The organism is Alteromonas sp. KUL17, assembly GCF_006538305.1.
GTDB classification, from domain to species: Bacteria; Pseudomonadota; Gammaproteobacteria; order Enterobacterales; family Alteromonadaceae; genus Alteromonas; species Alteromonas macleodii.
On sequence record NZ_BJKJ01000002.1, the window covers coordinates 62695 to 80676 of the forward strand.

The 17982-nt window shown below is 42.6% G+C and carries 13 protein-coding genes and 1 pseudogene; 8 read left to right on the top strand and 6 right to left on the bottom strand.

The features are described from left to right. The first annotated feature begins 5 nt into the window (after positions 1-5). From KUL49_RS02160 to KUL49_RS02175, 4 genes are all read left to right on the top strand, one after another. Positions 6-1034, top strand: a complete 1029-nt coding sequence (locus KUL49_RS02160) for a zinc-binding dehydrogenase (protein WP_131136143.1) — start codon at positions 6-8, stop codon at positions 1032-1034. Then, entirely contained in the window at positions 1034-1795 is a 762-nt protein-coding gene (locus KUL49_RS02165) for an SDR family NAD(P)-dependent oxidoreductase (protein ID WP_131136144.1), read from the top strand. Before KUL49_RS02160 ends, KUL49_RS02165 begins: the two co-directional genes overlap by 1 nt. A gap of 3 nt (positions 1796-1798) precedes the next feature. Further along, entirely contained in the window at positions 1799-3250 is a 1452-nt protein-coding gene (aldA, locus tag KUL49_RS02170) for an aldehyde dehydrogenase (protein ID WP_131136145.1), read from the top strand. Positions 3251-3536: 286 nt separating this feature from the next. Further along, complete coding sequence (locus KUL49_RS02175; RefSeq protein ID WP_131136146.1) at positions 3537-5057, top strand: ISNCY family transposase; 1521 nt, start codon at positions 3537-3539, stop codon at positions 5055-5057. 255 nt (positions 5058-5312) lie between these two features. Here the strand turns inward: KUL49_RS02175 and KUL49_RS02180 are convergent. The 4 genes and pseudogenes from KUL49_RS02180 to KUL49_RS02195 form a co-directional block, all read right to left on the bottom strand. Beyond that, a pseudogene (locus KUL49_RS02180) lies at positions 5313-5666 on the bottom strand (ISNCY family transposase); the annotation flags it as partial. 115 nt (positions 5667-5781) lie between these two features. Beyond that, positions 5782-7599, bottom strand: coding sequence for an RICIN domain-containing protein (locus KUL49_RS02185; RefSeq protein WP_131136147.1), 1818 nt, complete (start codon positions 7597-7599; stop codon positions 5782-5784). Positions 7600-7963: 364 nt separating this feature from the next. Then, positions 7964-9526, bottom strand: a complete 1563-nt coding sequence (locus KUL49_RS02190; protein WP_131136148.1) for a sodium/sugar symporter — start codon at positions 9524-9526, stop codon at positions 7964-7966. 71 nt (positions 9527-9597) lie between these two features. Further along, positions 9598-11115 carry a sulfatase gene (locus KUL49_RS02195; RefSeq protein ID WP_242633700.1) on the bottom strand — a complete coding sequence of 506 codons (1518 nt, stop codon included), beginning with the start codon at positions 11113-11115 and terminating at the stop codon, positions 9598-9600. Positions 11116-11243: 128 nt separating this feature from the next. On the opposite strand from KUL49_RS02195, the gene KUL49_RS02200 reads away from it, so the two are divergent. Genes KUL49_RS02200 through KUL49_RS02215 form a run of 4 tightly spaced genes read left to right on the top strand, consistent with a single transcriptional unit; the run spans position 11244 to position 15128 of the window. After that, positions 11244-12269, top strand: a complete 1026-nt coding sequence (locus KUL49_RS02200; RefSeq protein ID WP_131136149.1) for a sialic acid TRAP transporter substrate-binding protein SiaP — start codon at positions 11244-11246, stop codon at positions 12267-12269. Further along, positions 12247-12759 carry a TRAP transporter small permease gene (locus KUL49_RS02205; RefSeq protein ID WP_131136150.1) on the top strand — a complete coding sequence of 171 codons (513 nt, stop codon included), beginning with the start codon at positions 12247-12249 and terminating at the stop codon, positions 12757-12759. The genes KUL49_RS02200 and KUL49_RS02205 overlap by 23 nt, the downstream gene beginning before the upstream one ends. Positions 12760-12762: 3 nt before the next feature. Then, on the top strand, positions 12763-14049 hold the full coding sequence (locus KUL49_RS02210; RefSeq protein ID WP_131136151.1) for a TRAP transporter large permease: 1287 nt from the start codon (positions 12763-12765) through the stop codon (positions 14047-14049). 14 nt (positions 14050-14063) lie between these two features. After that, positions 14064-15128, top strand: coding sequence for an L-dopachrome tautomerase-related protein (locus KUL49_RS02215; protein ID WP_131136152.1), 1065 nt, complete (start codon positions 14064-14066; stop codon positions 15126-15128). A 55-nt stretch (positions 15129-15183) separates the two neighbouring features. Here KUL49_RS02215 and KUL49_RS02220 read toward each other — a convergent pair whose 3' ends face one another. Beyond that, on the bottom strand, positions 15184-17475 hold the full coding sequence (locus KUL49_RS02220; RefSeq protein WP_131136153.1) for a molybdopterin cofactor-binding domain-containing protein: 2292 nt from the start codon (positions 17473-17475) through the stop codon (positions 15184-15186). Next, a complete protein-coding gene (locus tag KUL49_RS02225) occupies positions 17472-17954 on the bottom strand; it encodes a (2Fe-2S)-binding protein (RefSeq protein ID WP_131136154.1) in 483 nt (160 codons plus the stop codon). The genes KUL49_RS02220 and KUL49_RS02225 overlap by 4 nt, the downstream gene beginning before the upstream one ends. Positions 17955-17982 lie beyond the last annotated feature (28 nt).

Sequence of the window (17982 nt, forward strand, 5' to 3'; positions counted from 1 at the left end):
TTATTATGTTTTCAGCACAATATGTAGGCAATAAAACGTTTGATGTACAAACAGGTACGGCAATACCGCCAGGGCCAGGGGAAGTTAGGCTTAATGTAGGCTATGTAGGTATTTGTGGTACGGACATGCACATATATCACGGTGTTATGGATGCTCGTGTTGCTCCTCCACAGATTATTGGTCATGAAATGTCAGGAGTGGTAGCGGAAATTGGTGAAGGTGTTAGCAATGTCGCACTGGGTGACCATGTGGTAGTAAGGCCTCTAGACTATTGTTTAGCGTGCCCTGCATGTGAAGCTGGACACTCGCACGTTTGTCAAAACTTAAAGTTTATGGGCATAGATACACCGGGAGCCTTTCAAAGCTCTTGGACTGTTAAAGCTAGAACATTACATAAACTACCTAGCAATGTGTCGTTGAAAATGGGCGCACTAGTAGAGCCTTTAGCTGTAGCCTGTCACGATGTTTCACGTGCACGCGTTTCTCAAAATGAAGATGTTATCGTTATTGGCGGTGGCCCTATTGGTCAATTAGTGGCTTTAGTTGCTAAAGCTAAAGGCGCTAACGTAATGATTTCTGAAGTAAATGACACGCGCCGAAAATTTGCTGAAAATAACGGTATAAAAACTGTTGACCCTATTAACCAAGATGTTATTGAGCAGGTAAATACATGGACAAATGGCAAGGGCGCTGATGTTGTTTTTGAAGTATCAGGTGTGCAAGCCGCTGTTGATGTAATGACGGAAATTGCGGCAGTAAGGGGGCGTATTTGCATGGTAGCTATTCACTCCCAAAAACCACAAGTAGATTTGTTTAAGTTTTTCTGGAAAGAGCTCGAGCTTTTAGGTGCTCGCGTATATGAACACGAAGACTTTGAACACGCAATATCCTTAATTGCGAATGAGTCGTTAGATTTAGCCCCTTTCATTAGCTCAGTAAACCAATTATCAAACATTGGTGATGCATTTGCTTCAATGGACGGAAACCCATCGGGTATGAAAGCGCTTGTGTCGCTTATTGAGGAGGTACAATAATGAGTGAGTTATTCAGCTTAGAAGGGAAAACGGCATTGGTGACCGGCTGCAGCAGGGGTATTGGACAAGCCATGGCGATAGGGCTAGCACAAGCTGGCGCAGATATAATAGGCGTATCTGCCTCGCTCAAACCAGATAGCGAAACTGAAAAAGGTGTTACAGCTACAGGTAAGCGCTTCTCAGCTTATAGATGTGATTTCGGCAATAGGGATGACGTCTATCAATTTATTACAAAAGTAAAAAGCGAACACGCTAAAATAGATATTTTAGTGAATAACGCTGGTACTATACTACGGGACCCTGCTACAAATCATAGCGATGAATATTGGGGTAAAGTTATCGAAGTTAATCTGAACGCACAGTTTATCCTTAGCCGTGAGATAGGCAAAGATATGGTAGCGAACAAGTCAGGAAAGATTATTTTCACGGCATCATTGTTAACCTTCCAAGGGGGCATCACAGTACCCGGATATGCCGCGAGTAAAGGCGCAATTGGACAACTGACCAAAGCACTTGCTAACGAATGGGCAGGGCAAGGCGTTAACGTAAATGCTATAGCGCCAGGATATATTGCCACCGACAATACAGAAGCGCTAAGAAATGATCCAGAAAGGGCGTCATCAATACTAAGCCGCATACCACAAGGCCGGTGGGGTGAACCCACAGATTTTGTGGGACCTACGGTATTTTTAGCATCTAAAGCATCTGACTATATGAATGGTGCTACTGTTCTGGTTGATGGCGGATGGATGGGAAGATAATTCATGTTCAAATACAATAAAAAGCATTTTATTAATGGCCAATACTGTGAATCAGTGTGTGCGGAGTCTATACCCGTTTTAAATCCTTCAACAAGCGAAGCAGTGGGTGAAGTACCGCTGGGTTGTGAAGATGACGCTGAGCACGCGCTTATTAGCGCGCAGCGAGCCCAAAAAGCGTGGGCTAAAAAAACGGCGCGCGAAAGAGCTTCTATATTGAGAATATTTGCGCAACTTATACGAGAAAACACCCCTACCCTGGCGCCGTTGATTGTTCAAGAACAAGGTAAGCTTATCGGTGTTGCTGAAATGGAGGTTGCCGTTACCGCTAGCTTTATCGACTATGCATGTGACAACGCACTCACCATAAGCGGTGACATCCTTCCTTCGGACAATGAAAACGAAAAAATTTATATTCACAAAGTACCGCGCGGCGTGGTTGTTGGTATTACAGCATGGAATTTTCCGTTAGCGCTGGCTGGCAGAAAGATAGGTCCAGCCCTAGTGACAGGAAACACTATGGTGTTAAAACCTACAGAAGAGACTCCGCTTTCAACACTGATGCTTGGCGAATTGGCTAATCAAGCTGGAATTCCAGCTGGAGTGCTCAACATTGTCAACGGTACGGGAAGCTCAGTAGGTCAATACCTGTGCGAAAGCCCTATCACCAAACTTATTACCATGACAGGTAGTACTCGGGCAGGTCAGCACATATATCAATCAGCCGGTAAGCATATGATACCTGTAATGCTCGAGTTGGGTGGTAAAGCGCCCTTTATTGTTATGGAAGATGCTGATATAGACAAAGCGGTAAACGACTTAATAGACACCCGTTTTGCTAATTGTGGTCAGGTCTGTACTTGTGCAGAGCGCCTTTATGTTCATTCAAATGTGTATGATGAATTTATTGAAAAGCTTACCCCTAAAGTCAGAGCATTAGTGGTAGGCGATCCAATGTCGCCAACAACGCAAATGGGCCCGAAAGTTAATGCTCGAGAGATTGACAATATTTCGTCTCTTCTGGGTAAGAGTTTAGAACAAGGCGCAGAAATTATCACAGGTGGCAGTAAAACAAGCATTGACGGCTTTGAGAAGGGTCACTGGTTTGAACCTACATTGGTGGGCAATGTTGCACAAGATAACGTACTTATGCACGAAGAAACGTTTGGCCCTATTTTGCCAATCTGCAAAATTGACAGCATAGACCAGGCTATTGCATACACAAATGACAGTGAATACGGACTATCCGCGTACTTATATACTAAATCACTTGCATATATAAACCAGGCCATTGACGAGATGGAGGTTGGTGAAGTGTATGTCAATAGAGGTATCGGAGAGCAGCATCAAGGTTTCCATAATGGTTGGAAAAAGAGCGGAATGGGCGGCGAGGACGGTCAATACGGTCTAGAGCAGTACCTTGATAAGAAAACTATTTATATGAACGAGGCGATTTAGCACGTTATATGTACTAGTGTGATGACCAAGGAAAATTGACGGTATAAGTACCAAGCGACTTGTCATATGTACTAGCTCAGACTTGATCTGACAGTTACCCGATTTTCAAGGTGCCGCTGTCAGATTAGATTTGAGCTAGATTCTTCACATGTTAACACCAAGCGACTTTGTCGTACTTTAATTACCACGCGATTCTGTCGTAGTCGCTAATTACCAAGGGAAATTGACGGTTATCTTTAACCGTGTTCTTTGAATGTTTTGTTTGTGCATTTGAGGAACGCTAAGGATGATTGTTTTGAATTCCAAAGCTCAATTGACAGTTGATGTCATCGCGAAAGTGGCTGAGCGTAAAATTACGATAGCCAATGCCACTAAGCTCCTCAATAAATCCAGACGTACTATTGAACGGTATTTACAACGTTATCGAAGCCAAGGCTTACAGTTTGTTGTTCACGGAAATAAAGGCTGCAAGCCAGTTAATAAAACGCCTGACAGACTTAAGCAGCACGTTCAGTCGCTAATCCGCGAGAAATACTATGACCTGAACTTGTTGCACCTCGCCGAGATACTTGAGACTCACGAACACATTCTTGTTAAGCGCGAGACACTGCGTAAGTGGGCACATGATATCCATCATGTAAAACGGGCGAAGCGCAGGCGCAGCCGTGTTCACAAACGTAGAGAGCGAATGGAAGCACCTGGATTAATGCTACAAATGGACGGCAGCACACATCACTGGTTCGGCGATAAGAAATCGTGTTTAATCGCCATGATTGATGATGCTAATAGCGATATTCATGCTGAGTTTTTTCCGTCAGAAACGACTGAAGGGTGTATGAAAGTCATGCGCTCAGTCCTTGAAAAATACGGTGTATTTAAAACTCTGTATGTTGATCGTGCCGGAATATTCGGTGGCCCCAAACGCTGCAACTTCTCCCAGATGCAACGGGCCTGTGAGGAGTTGGGGATTGAAATCATCTTCGCCAGTTCTCCTCAGGGTAAAGGCAGGATTGAACGCGCCTTCGATACCCTGCAAGACAGGTTAATACCGGAGTTACGACTTAACAATATTACTGATATGACGGGCGCAAATAGCTACCTCCAACACGTCTTCATCCCCCAGTTCTGGCGTAAAAACCTGGTTGTAAAATCAAGAACGTCAGACACCGAATATGTGCCTGTATCCCGCTACACCAATCTTGATGATATCTGCATCACCAAGGTCTTCAGGAAGATCCGTAACGACCATACGTTTAGCTACAGGGGAAAACTCTACTTCATCGACTCACCACTTAAGCACTCAATCGCAAATCAGAAAATTGAAATTCGTTCCGGTAAAAATAAGCGGTTCGATACTTACTTCGCTGGACGACAGCTACAGGTAACAGAAGTCACTGAGCCTGAAAAAGTGTCCTCGGAAGACAATGAGATCCAGAAGAAACTAGAAGTATTAGCTTTGGCTGACAGGCTTGGAAATGTGGCAGAAGCATCTCGGCTTAGTGGCGTCTCCCGCGATACGATTTACCGCCATCGTAAACTGATAAAACAAGGTGGAATCGAATCGTTAAAACGTCAGGAAACGCCGGTTCTTCATCACAAAAATCGTACCGACAGAGCCATTGAGGAAGTCGTCATCGAATTCTCCCTGGCTAACCCACATCTAGGTCAATCCAAGGTGTCACGGCTGCTCAAATCTGAAAGAAACATCGATATACACGCTAGCGGCGTTCGCAATATTTGGCTAAGGGAAAACATGAATACTACTGCGTTACGATTGGCAAAGCTTGCCGAAGAGCAGCAACATTGATAGTGTGATTACGTCAAAATCGCTTGGTGCTTATACCGTCAGTATCCCTTTGTAATCAGCTAATTCATGTAATAATATCACTTTTTCGTCCGTAAAGTTGCAGTACATACCCTGTGGTACTACACAGGGTATGTTTTATCTTAGAGGCCGTTCACTACCATTTGAATTGCTTCAATAACGATTTCGGGCTGTACGTTATGGATAGAATGCAGGCGCTTTCCCGTAAATATTAATGTGCTATCAGTAGAACGAGAAGCACGACTTCCTATCACCGAACAACCGAATTGTGCTGCCGTCCATTTGTATCATTAACCCTGACGCTTTCATTCACTATCTGCGTTTGTGAACACGGCCGCGCCTGCGCTTCGCCCGTTTTACATGATGGATATCATGTGTCCACTTACGTAGTGTTTCGCGCTTAACAACAATGTGTTCGTGAGTCTCAAGCTTTTCGGAGAGGTGCAACAGGTTCAGGTCATAGTATTTCTCGCAGATTAGCGACTGAACTTGCTGATTAAGGCTGTCAGGTGTTTTATTAACTGGCTCGAAGCCTGTATTTCCATGAACAACGAACTGTAACTCTTGGCTTCGGTAGCGCTGCAAATAACGTTATCGTGGTTTACTAGATATTACAGCTTGGACACCTCGCTCATTAGCATCCTGCCTAAGGCACAATGATTTATATTGGGGGCCTGAGCCCCCGTAATTTTTTGGGGATATCTGGTCAATGCCTTTGATCTGGTGGCAAGTCAGATGGATCACCAGTGTTGAAAAGTGTTGCCGTGACTAATCCAGACCCACCAAGATTTGTTGTTGCACCAAAGTTAACAAAACTTCCTGCTAATGTGGAACGCTCATTCTCTTGGAGTGTTCCATTCTGATTGTCGTCTGTGTTAAAGAGATTAATGGTGGCCAGTCCAGTACGTGAAGAGCTAAAAAGGTTAAAATTGTTTCCATTAATTTCTAAATCTCTAAAAGCGAGCCCGAAAATGCCGCTTCGTCCTGAACCGTAAAAATTATTGTCGATAATTTTTACATTGACCGTAGCTTCTTCACTTTCAGCATTGTTTCCGTGGTCTTGATAAGGTAATACGCTGATCCCCTGGTTATTTTGTGCACCATTAACTACTCTATTAACAGCAATAGCATTATTTGAAATAGTTATGTCTCTCGACATATGCTCGACGTTTATTCCGCTTGAGAAATCAAATTCATCATTCGTTAGACCAACTGTCTCGACGAAGTTATTGCTTATAGTCACGTCAGCTACTTTGGCAAGGGCTATTGGGAATTCCGAAGCGCGTAAAGGATCACTAGGCTGTAAACCTTGATTGTTCGATATAATTCCATTTTCGAACTTAATTATAAGATTATCGTTCACGCGACGTTCTTCAGTATTATTAGGGAAACCCGGTGCTGGTTGAGGATTGAATCCGTCATTCCCACCATCAATTTGAATACCAACTTGCATTGGGTTCTGCCCTTCTTCAACAAAGAAGCGATTGTCTCTGATTATTAGACTACCCGCATTTTGAAAAAAGATTTGCTCCCCAAAAGCATTTACAAAGGCAGTAGGAACTCTATTAAATTCTGATAGCTGTGCATCTCGTGTTAAATCAATCGCTTTGTTTAAATTCTTAAAGGTACAATTTTCAACTCTTAGATTCGAAGGGATGATTCCTTGGTTTCTCAGTCCAGCCGTCGCATTAGTTAAAGTCACGTTAAATAGGGTCAAATTGCTTGACCTTGTTATACCTCTATTATCAGTCTGTACAAGCGTATTAGATCCATCTCTACCGCTGCCATTGATTGTAAGATTTCTAATGATAACATTACTCGCTGACACAATTATCGCTGGAGTAAATTCTGCATATTCCCCTTGTGTGGGTGTGGAGTAATTGATGGTCGCGCCATTGCCTTCAAGCACTATACTCTTATCGATAACAATTGCTTCATTAGAGCTAAAGTCAGATGATAATGTAATGATATCACCAGAACTTGCACCAGCAATACGTGCAACTAGAGCAGAATATGAACTCACGCCACTTTGATTGCTGCCTTGTATTGATGATTGCGGCGTAAATGCGAGACGAGTCTCATTGCAGCCGTCCCACATAACCAACCCGGTTCCATTGCTCGGATTCGCGGAACCATCACCTGGATGAACACACTTACCGCTAGAAACCTGCTGCAGACTGTCTAAAGATGTACGTCTGAATCGTATACGATCTGCAAAATCACACCCCTCCCACAACACAAGTACAGTTCCATTACTTGGGTTAGGGGAGCCTCCTGGATGCACACATTTATTGGATGGGACATGTTTAATACTTCCTCCGCTGGTCCAACTAAACTGCGCTGCACCGCCAGTACAGTTATCGGTTAGCACTACTTGGGTGCCATTTGGAGGCGAGTTGGAGTTATTGGCAGTTCTTAAGCATTTACCTGAACTATGCTCAATGGTCTGAGCACTTAGTTTAAATGAGGTAGAGAGTGAAGCAATTGCAACAAAAATTATGTACAACGCAAATGTACTGTTCATGAGTTAAACCTTTAAAAGTTATGCTTGCTTGTTAAATTCCCATTAACAACAATATAACATATGTTAAATGTTAACAATATGAAATTGACATTTTGAAGCACTGACCCATAATTAATTATTCGCGTTTTAAACAATCACCTTTTAATACCATAACGATTAAGTAAAAGCTTTTAATTTTCTCTTGCTAGAATTTTGTTTATATCAGTATTGGAATGCCTACTAAATGAATCGCACAAATCCCTTGAAGCCGTTCTTGATAGTTCACATTTCACTGGTTAAGGTAGAGCGTTTAACGAACCATCCTAAATTTAACGTTCGGTTGAACTCAAAACGCGAGTCTTCTCACCGCTCCAACGCGTCTCCACTACCACCATGTAAAATAGAGTAATACGAGCAAAATCATAATTCCCAGTGCTGACACGTTAAAACTACGCTGCGTTTTAAAATTGATTGTCGAGACATCTACAGAAGTATCTGTAACAGAGGGTTTTCCGAGAAGTGATGTAATGGTCGCTACAACTATGCACAAAATGAATACGTACCCGATACGATCCATAAATGGTATAGCAGGCCACGCTAACTTAAATACAATTGAAAAACCAGCCGAGCTTAACGCTGCCGCAAGGGCACCAGATGATGTCGTTCGTTTCCAGAACATACCTAAAAGAAAAATCGCTGTGATGCCTGGCGAAAAGAGGCCAGTAAATTCTTGGATATATTGAAATGCCTGATCAAATTTTCCGAGGAGTGGTTGGGCGGTCAGTAATGCCAAAATCAAAGATACGATCGTAGTTATTCTCCCCACTCGGACATAAAATTCCTGACTCTTATCAGGCTGTAAAGTCCGAAATATATCCATTGTGAAAATAGAAGAAATACTATTTGTCATCGACGCAAGCGATGAAACAATAGCAGCAACTAATGCTGCGAATACCAACCCTTTCAGTCCAATTGGCATTAGTTCCATCATTGATGGGTATGCCTGATCGGGCGCGGTCAAATTAGGATATAGGATAAACGCAGCGATTCCCGGCAACACGACAATAATAGGCATCAGTAATTTAAGGTAGGCTGCAAAAGCAATACCTTTTTGTGCTTCTTTGAGACTTTTTGCTGCTAACGCACGTTGAATTATATACTGATTGAATCCCCAATAACCTATGTTCATCACCCATAATCCACCGACTAGTACTGAAATACCAGGAAGACTCATATAGTGCGGACTCTCTTTTGACAAAATCATATCAAAGTGTTTTGGCGTACTTTCGGTCATAGTGTTAAAACCAGCTATAACTCCTTTACCATTTCCGATAGTATCAAGAGCTAGATAGCTCAACACAAAGCCACCTACAACGAGTAAAACCACTTGAATAATGTCGGTATAAGCAACTACCTTTAGCCCGCCATAGAGTGAGTAAACTACAGAAAATGAAGCTAAAAAAATCATCCCATATAGCCAACTAATTCCCATTATGGTTTGGATAGCCAGTCCTCCAAGCCATAACACAGAAGTAAGATTTACAAAGATAAATACCGAAAGCCAAAACAAAGCAAGTGTTGTCTTAACTCTGGAGTCGAAACGCTGCTCCAAATACTGAGGCATTGTATAAATTGCGTTTTTCAAGAAAATAGGAAGTAAATATTTTCCCACTACGATCAGAGTTATCGCCGCCATCCACTCGTATGAGGCAATCGCCAAGCCTATCGCATACCCCGAGCCTGACATACCAATTATTTGCTCTGCGGAAATATTCGAAGCAATTAAAGAGGCACCAATCGCCCACCAAGGTAAGGCCTTACTTGCTAAAAAGTAATCTTCTGTATTCTGGTTTTCCTTTCGCTCATTTTTGGAAAGCAGGTACGCTATGAACAAAAGGCTTATTACATAGCCAATGAAAATTGCTAAGTCTAGTGATTCCAGCTTCATATAATTTCCCTGAACAGCCGGTTAAAAACATTAACGTTCGGTAGTGGATTTCCAAACGCTAACTTTGTAATTCATTCGATTACATACACTTCCCTATTCTTAGCTTCAGTAAGATTACGCTGATGTAACGCCTCGAAAAACTTATCGACTTCAGCTTTATATTCCCATGACTGCTGAAGTACATTATTTTGATTTTTTTTGTTCCATATATTCCACTTGCGCGCCAGTGATTGTTGCGCCTCAATATTGGAATCTACGATGTTATTCGATTCTGTAGGGTCATGACGCATATCGAAAAAGCTTCTCCCTACACCAGGCAACGGTTGGTTCATATATTTGTAATCCTCTGTACGAACAGCCCAAATATGCTGGGCTTCTTCTAACCTCCAAAACAATGCCTTATGAGGAGAGCCTGTTTTTTCACCTGTTAGATATGGCATCAAATTAACTCCTTCAAGATCTGCGGTGTTTGCGTTCGCTAATACCGTGCTTGTAGCGGCTATATCCAAAGAAGATACTAGGCCATCGAACACCTGCCCTGGGGCAATTTTGCCTTTCCAATTGGCAAGAAAAGGGACGTGTATACCTCCTTCTAACAAACTCACTTTTCCACGTCTGAACGGTGTATTATCAGCCCAGTCGCTGGTAGGTTGCCAGTCTTCCGGATAAACCCCACCGTTGTCGGAAAGAAACAGTATAAGGGTGTTTTCCCTCAAACCTTGCCTGTCCAAAGCATCAATAATCATCCCAATACCACTGTCCATCTCATCGACCATAGCCGCATATACTCGTCGCTCAGTATCTTCAATATGAGCGTACTTTTTTATTGTGTCTTCGGGTGCTTGCAGTGGCGTATGAGGTGCGTTGTAAGACATGAATATAAAAAAAGGGGATTTTCTATTTTCTTCGATGAAGTCCGAAGCCTCTCGACTTAATGCAGTAGTCAGGTATTCCTCAAATTCAGCAACCTGCGTATTTCGCATAATCGGCAATGAATAGCCATCTCCTCCAACAGTAACTTGGCCGGGCATATAATTATGTCCACCGTCTAAAAAGCCATAAAAGTAGTCGAATCCTCTTTTGTTAGGTTGAAAATGCGGGGCACCACCTAGGTGCCACTTTCCAAAAATAGCTGTACGGTAACCTACCTCTTGTAACCTTTCTGGAAAAGTCTTAACAGACAGAGGCAATCCCATGTTTTTATCTTGCGGAAAGTAGCTCACATTATTTTCCATACCGAAACGTGCTTGATATATTCCGGCTAATAACCCAGCTCGAGAGGGACCACAATAAGGATGGGTCACATAACCGTTTGTGAACTGCACCCCCTCTGCAGCTAAAGCATCAATATTTGGTGTTTGAATATCGGTTACACCAGTATAACCCACGTCGTTATACCCTAAATCATCCGCCAATATGACGATTATATTTGGCGGAGTATCACTCCCTGCTCGAACACTTTCATAGGCTCGTTTTTCACTAGCAGTCGCTTGTTGCCAAAACATTCCAAGAATGAAAACCACCAAGCTCAAAAAAAGCCATGGTCCTCTATCAGTCTCATTACAACCCACATTTTCTGTATTACTCATGTGTCTTCCTCTTAAAAACGTGTCGGTGTTTCATCATGGAAACCAAATTACTTTACAACAGCATAACATTTGTTTATTTTGTTAACAATTAACTGTAATACAAATTAATATTAGGATAAACAGTAGCGATGAAAGTTTGGCTAGTCGTTTTGCGCTATCTACACTCTGCTTGTTGGGTTGCGGGCATTGGTATTTCGATAGGCATTTCTATTGAGGTATGCGCGGCTGAGCCTCATACAGCTTCATCAAACGCAAGAATAGTGCGCTGGGCGCATGTGTACGAAGCCTCTCATCCCCTTCATAAGTGGGCAGTATGGGCTAGTGAGCGCTTTTACGAAGAAACTAATGGAAGGTACAAGATTCTCGTCTACCCATCTTCTTTATTAGGTAAAGAGGGTCATCTCAATCAGAGTCTTAGTTTAGGTACTGTAGATATTATCTACACTGGTATCAGTTTTGCGGCGCAAACTCACCCTCCGTTGGGCCTCTCTGAATTACCCTATATTTTTGATGATATCTCTCATTGGCAACGTTTTTTTAAGTCCTCAATATTCCTTGATATGTCGGAAGACTACAGCGAGCTTGCTAGTGGAAATCGTATCGCAAGCGTTACTTATTATGGAACCAGACACATGACGGCAAACCGTCAAATAAATACACCCGAAGATATACAGGGGCTAAAAATACGTGTTCCAGGTGCAAAGGTTTACCACATTTTTCCTCTTTCTTTGGGGGCAAAGCCCAGCCCTATTGCCTTTTCAGAGGTATACTTAGCGCTACAACAAGGGGTAGTAGATGCACAAGAAAACCCGTTACCGACTATTTCCGCTAAAAAATTATATGAGGTGCAAACCCATATTAATTTAACAGGTCATATACTTGGCTCAATACTCACCATTACCAATAGCCGGTTTTTAAACGAGCTTTCCAAGAAGGACCAGGGCGTTTTATTAGGTCTACTAGAAGAAGCATCAACTCGCGCATCTCGAGATATAGAACTGGAAGAACTCCAGCTCAAACGTTGGTTTATTGACAACGGAGTGGTAGTCCACACACTTGATACGCAGCCCTTTAAACGTGCAACGCAACGTTATTTGTCAGATCGCCTTCAACCTAAGAGCCAAGGTATTTATGATAACATCCAATCTCTCTAGTAAGTCGACTCAAAGCACAAAGGAAAAAGTCGAATTAGACGAAAAAATAGCCATTACTTTGTTTTGGCTCTTGGGTTTAACGCTTACTGCACAAGTGTTAAGTCGCTATCTATTGAATGCGCCATTAGGCTGGACAGAAGAAGTCGCCCGATATCAATTGATTCTTCTAACCTTTTTAGGCGCTGCTCAAGGCTTTAGAAAACAAACCCACATTAGCTTTAGTTACTTCCAACTGCGCTTACCCAGTAAAATTAAATATTGGGTTACTCGATGTGTTTTGATTGTGAATTCGGTTACTTTGCTTTTCCTCGCTGCCTCTAGTCTTATTATTGCTTTAAAGATACAAAATCATGAGATGAGCGCACTAAACCTTTCATTCAGCTACTTATATAGCTTTATAGCACTGACTTTGCTTGCATGCTTTGTTCGTGCTGCACAGCAACTGTTCTCTTTTTTATTACAGAACACTTTTAATACAAGCGTAAATTAACTTATGACCATACTACTGCTTTTTATCTCGCTTTTTGCGCTTATATTCATCGGTTTTCCCATAGCAATAGCGCTTATCGTCGCGTCTTTACTTGCTATTTTGTACGAAGGAAGCATTCCTTCTGTTGTTGTTCTGCACCAAATGGTAGGTGGCATGGATAGCTTTCCATTACTTTCGATTCCATTCTTTGTTATGGCAGGCGCATTAATGAACCAAGGTGGCATTACTCATAGAATATTTGACTTTGCCCAAGCACTAGTAGGTTGGTTACGCGGTGGGTTAGGACACGTAAATGTAGGGGCTTCAGTATTATTTTCCGGAATGTCTGGTGCAGCGGTTGCCGACGCTGGTGGACTCGGAGCAATTGAGATAAATGCTATGAAAGCGCGAGGATATGACACGGACTTTGCCGTTGGGCTTACGGCCGCATCCTCAACAATTGGGCCTATAATTCCGCCAAGCTTACCTATGATTATATATGGTGTACTTGCTTCAGAAAGTATAGGTAAGTTATTTGCGGCGGGTTTAGTCCCAGGGCTTTTAATGGCGCTCGCACTGTCACTAATGGTCGCCTTTGTCGCTTATAAACGTGGGTATCAAAAAGATGCTGGTTTTGCTTTTTCTACTATTTTAAGCACGTTTAAAAGAGCTGGGCTTTCGTTGATGACGCCCTTTATTATTGTTGGCGGTATAGTGAGCGGCTTTTTTACTGCAACTGAGGCCGCCGTGGTCGCCTGCGTTTACGCCATCATACTTACAGGGTTTGTGTACAAGACTCTTACCTTAAAACGACTCCTTACAGTGTCTTCTGAAACTGTTGAAACTACAAGCATGATAATGTTGATCATTGGCGGTGCAGCCATCTTTTCATGGGTATTAACCAGTCAAGGTATTGATGCGATAGTCGCTGACTTTTTAGCACAAACGGATACAAGTAAAGTGACGCTATATCTGTGTATTACTCTTTTGCTTTTCATTGTGGGTTGCTTTATGGAAACCATTGCTGCTATCACAATTTTAACCCCAATTTTACTTCCAATCGCGATAGCCGCCGGAATAGAGCCGATTCAATTTGGTATCATTATGCTGCTTAATCTTATGATCGGGCTACTCACCCCTCCTCTGGGCATGGTGCTATTTGTACTTGCTCGAGTTTCTGGTTTAACAGTTGAAAAAACGGCTAAAGCTACTATGCCATTTCTATTACCGCTGATTATTGTGTTAGTGCTAACTATGATGGTACCGGAGATCACGCTTTGGTTACCCAATTTATTGTATCCAAACACTTAATTTATGGAGACTTTATGCGCCTTCGTCTGGTCATTGCTTTATTAATTCTTATAGTAAGCCCGCTAAGCCTACGAGTTTTTGCTGAACCTAATTTCGACGTTTTATTTGAGCTGGATGAAACTGTACCACCTGCAAATATTGCCGTTACACCAGAGGGGCGAACATTTCTAAGCACACACCAAGCTTACGGTGCTAACTACAAATTGTTGGAAATTACCCAAGACGGTGAGTTTGCTCCCTACCCCAATAAAGCATTTAGTGAATCCATGTTTTCCGTTTTAGGCACAGTTGCAGACAAAGAGGGCGTCTTATGGTTTCTAGATACAAGATGGGATTACCATTCAGGTAGAGTAATTGGATGGGATACGAAAACCGAGACATTATTTAAAATGTTTCATATAACCAAACCTTATATTGGTGAGAACTATATTTTAAACGATTTAGCGGTTGATAGAACGCATAATGCAATTTACATCTCAGATACTGCTGACGCAAAAACATCTGCTCTAATCGTTATAGATATTGATACCGGATATATTCGTCGTGTACTTTCAGGGTCTACCTATACTATTCCAGAAGATAAAAACATAGTAATTGACGGTAAGGTTCTCCCAATGGGGGAAGAAAATGCCCGTATAGGCGTAAACCCGATAACCATTGATCACAACGATGAGTGGGTCTATTTCGCGCCAATGACGTCTGAATCGCTCTATAGAGTTAAAACTGAAGACTTGCTAAACGATACGTTAAATGATGCACGCTTAGCAAGCAAGGTTGAATTTTTCGCCCGCAAACCATTTAGTGATGGAATTACCATAGATACAGCTGGAAATATTTATGTTTCAGACATAACTAAAAGCACACTTGGCATCATCAATAATAAAAGACAATATCAACCGCTTTTTAAAGATGAGAGACTCGCTTGGGTTGAAGGGTTTGCCAATGCAGGCGATAAAGGTATCTTAGCAACGGCCAATCAATTACACCGCTCAAAAGCCTTCAACAAAAGTAGTACTTCTACTAACAAGTTTTACATCATCCGCTTTACACCAAAAGCCAACGCCGGCTTTGGTCGCTAGAACGATTGTGCCAATGCAAGGCATTGGCACTTACATTTACAACCTGTAATGAATATCAAACTGAATAAAATTTATTAAGTGGCAACGTGCGATGACGATTTCCTGTAGCTGAGAAGATGGCATTTGCAACGCTTGGCGCAACAGGCGGAACCCCAGGTTCGCCCACACCACCCGGCGCGTTGCTCCCCCCATCCATTATATGAACATGTATTGCAGGGCACTGTGACATTCTTAGTACGGGATAATCGTGGAAATTAGATTGCCTCACCGCGCCCTTATCAATATCTATTGTTCCCATCAGCGATAATGACAACCCAAAAATCATCGCACCTTCCATCTGAGCACGAACTCTATCTGGGTTAACTACGGTTCCACAATCAATTACGCAATGCATTTCTTCTACAGCCAATTTTTTTTCAACAACCTTTACCTTTGTTGCCACCGCAACATAGCTCACAAAACTTCGGTGAACAGCGAGCCCCCACCCTTCCCCGTTCGGTAACGCTTCGTTTAGGGGGGCGTGCGACAATAAATTTTCAACAACCTTACGATAGCGTCGCGTTGAGTATGGGTGGCGCGTTAGTGTTTCGGAGTAATTGGTAAATTCAAAATTGTATTCTTCTTTGTGATCGATATCTTTATCCTTGGCAAGATTAGCAAGGATAAAATCAGACATGGACAAACCTACCTTGTGTGCCGCCTCATCTACCGCACAGTTTAACGCAAATGCATGTTGAATATTGCATACAGAGCGCATCCAGCCGATTCTAACTGGACTATCTGCCATTGCCTTTTCAAATAACGCATTATCTACATCGTAAGGGAAGTCTGCAAAACCGAGGCTCAACTCAAAATCTTGGGGCGTATTCGCCTTATGATCGAATGTGGATAATATGGTGGGATAAGCCGTAAGGCGGTGCCATGCTAATAATTTACCTTTTTTATCAATACCCACTTTTATTTTTTCCACTGCTCCAGCATGATAGTAACCGTGCTTGATGTCATCCTCTCTAGTCCAAACCACTTTAATGGGTTTCGATATTCTTTGCGAAAGAAAAACAGCTTCGTTTACAAAATCAGATTTTGATTTTCGACCAAATGCGCCGCCGAGAAGCGTTGGGGTAACTATAAACGATGATTCAGGCAAACCTGTAAGTGCCGCGGCGTTTTGCATTGTCGATTGCGGATCTTGGACACTTGCATAAATTTCGCACTTGTTGTCTTTGAACCACGCTGTCGCCGCGGGTGTCTCCATTGGTGCGTGAGCAAGATAAGGGGTTTGATAACTCGCTTCTAGAATTAAATCCGACTGCTCAAAGCCTTTTGTAACGTCACCTTTTCCTCCTACTTTTTCAGGTAAATCAGATAGGCTCTTTCTCCACATATCAAACGAAGGTTCAGAATTCACCTCCCTATTCGCTTCACCTTCTTCGTTATAAGTCCATTTAACATTTAGTAATTTTCGACCTTGCATGGCTGCCCATGTATTAGTAGCAATCACTGCGACACCAGCTAGGGGGAAATACACAACCGTCTCCTTGGTCGCAGGCATTTGTATTACCTCTTGCACTCCCGGAACTGCTAATGCGGCAGCTCTATCAAATGACTCGACTTGACCGTGAAGAACCGGGCAACGCTCGATAGACGCAATTAGCATTCCTGGCAAGGTCACATCAATGCCAAAACACGCTTTTCCTGATGTAATATCATCAATGTCAACGATAGTAATGCCTTTCCCAATATATTGATAATTGGAAAATGGCTTAAACTTTAATGTGTTTGGCTCGGGTATCGATTGTTTGCTAGCAAGTTCGGCCAAATCTCCGTAAGCGAGAGACTTATTGTTTTTCTTATTAAAAACTCTCCCGTTTTTTGCAAAAACGTCTTGTAAAGAAACCTGCCAATACTCCGCACCAGCACTTTCTAGCATTGTGCGTGCAGAAGCGCCTACTTCTCGCAATTTATCCCAAAAAAGCCGGATGCTAGTGGACCCATCGGTATTTTGATTTCCGTATGCCTTGTTACCACGTCCTTGAATAACCCTCACCATTTCCCAGTCAGCCTCGAGTTCGTCGGCAATAATTTGAGCAATACCGGTTTTTGACCCCTGCCCCATTTCCGAGCGATGAGAAACTATGTCTATGGTGCCATCGGTATGGATTGACACAAATATATTAAGCCGATGATGAGGCGCTATAGCGTCAAATTTTATACGCGATGAGTCACTTGCACCTAACGCATATGTCGTATTGCAGGCCAATAACAGTCCTGAGCCTGCTACGCCAGATAACCTTAGAAACTCTCGGCGAGATAATTTTGCTAGAAATGCAGTTGGTGGCGCTATCATTTTTTATCACCTGCTTGATTGCTTTGCATTAGCTTTGATGCGTGCTTAATTGCCGCTTTGATCCTCGGATAAGTGCCACAACGACAAATATTACCTGACATAAACGCATCAATATCAGCATCACTTGGTGAAGGGATGTGATTTAACATCGACAACGCGCTCATGATTTGTCCCGACTGGCAATACCCACATTGAGGCACATTGTATTCTCGCCATGATATTTGAATAGCGTGTTCCTGCCCTTCTTTACTAACACTCTCGATCGTCGCAATTGCAGAACCTTCGACCACTCCTACGGGTGTAATACACGAACGCACAGCCTCGCCATTTACATGAACTGTGCAAGCACCGCATAACCCCATACCGCAGCCAAACTTTGTTCCTTTCTTATTAAGCACATCACGCAATACCCATAGAAGCGGCATGTTTTCCTCCACATCTACTGTGTGTTGTTCGCCATCAATGTAGAGTTTCATCATGCGTTAGTTACCGCCACTATTAGTAAAA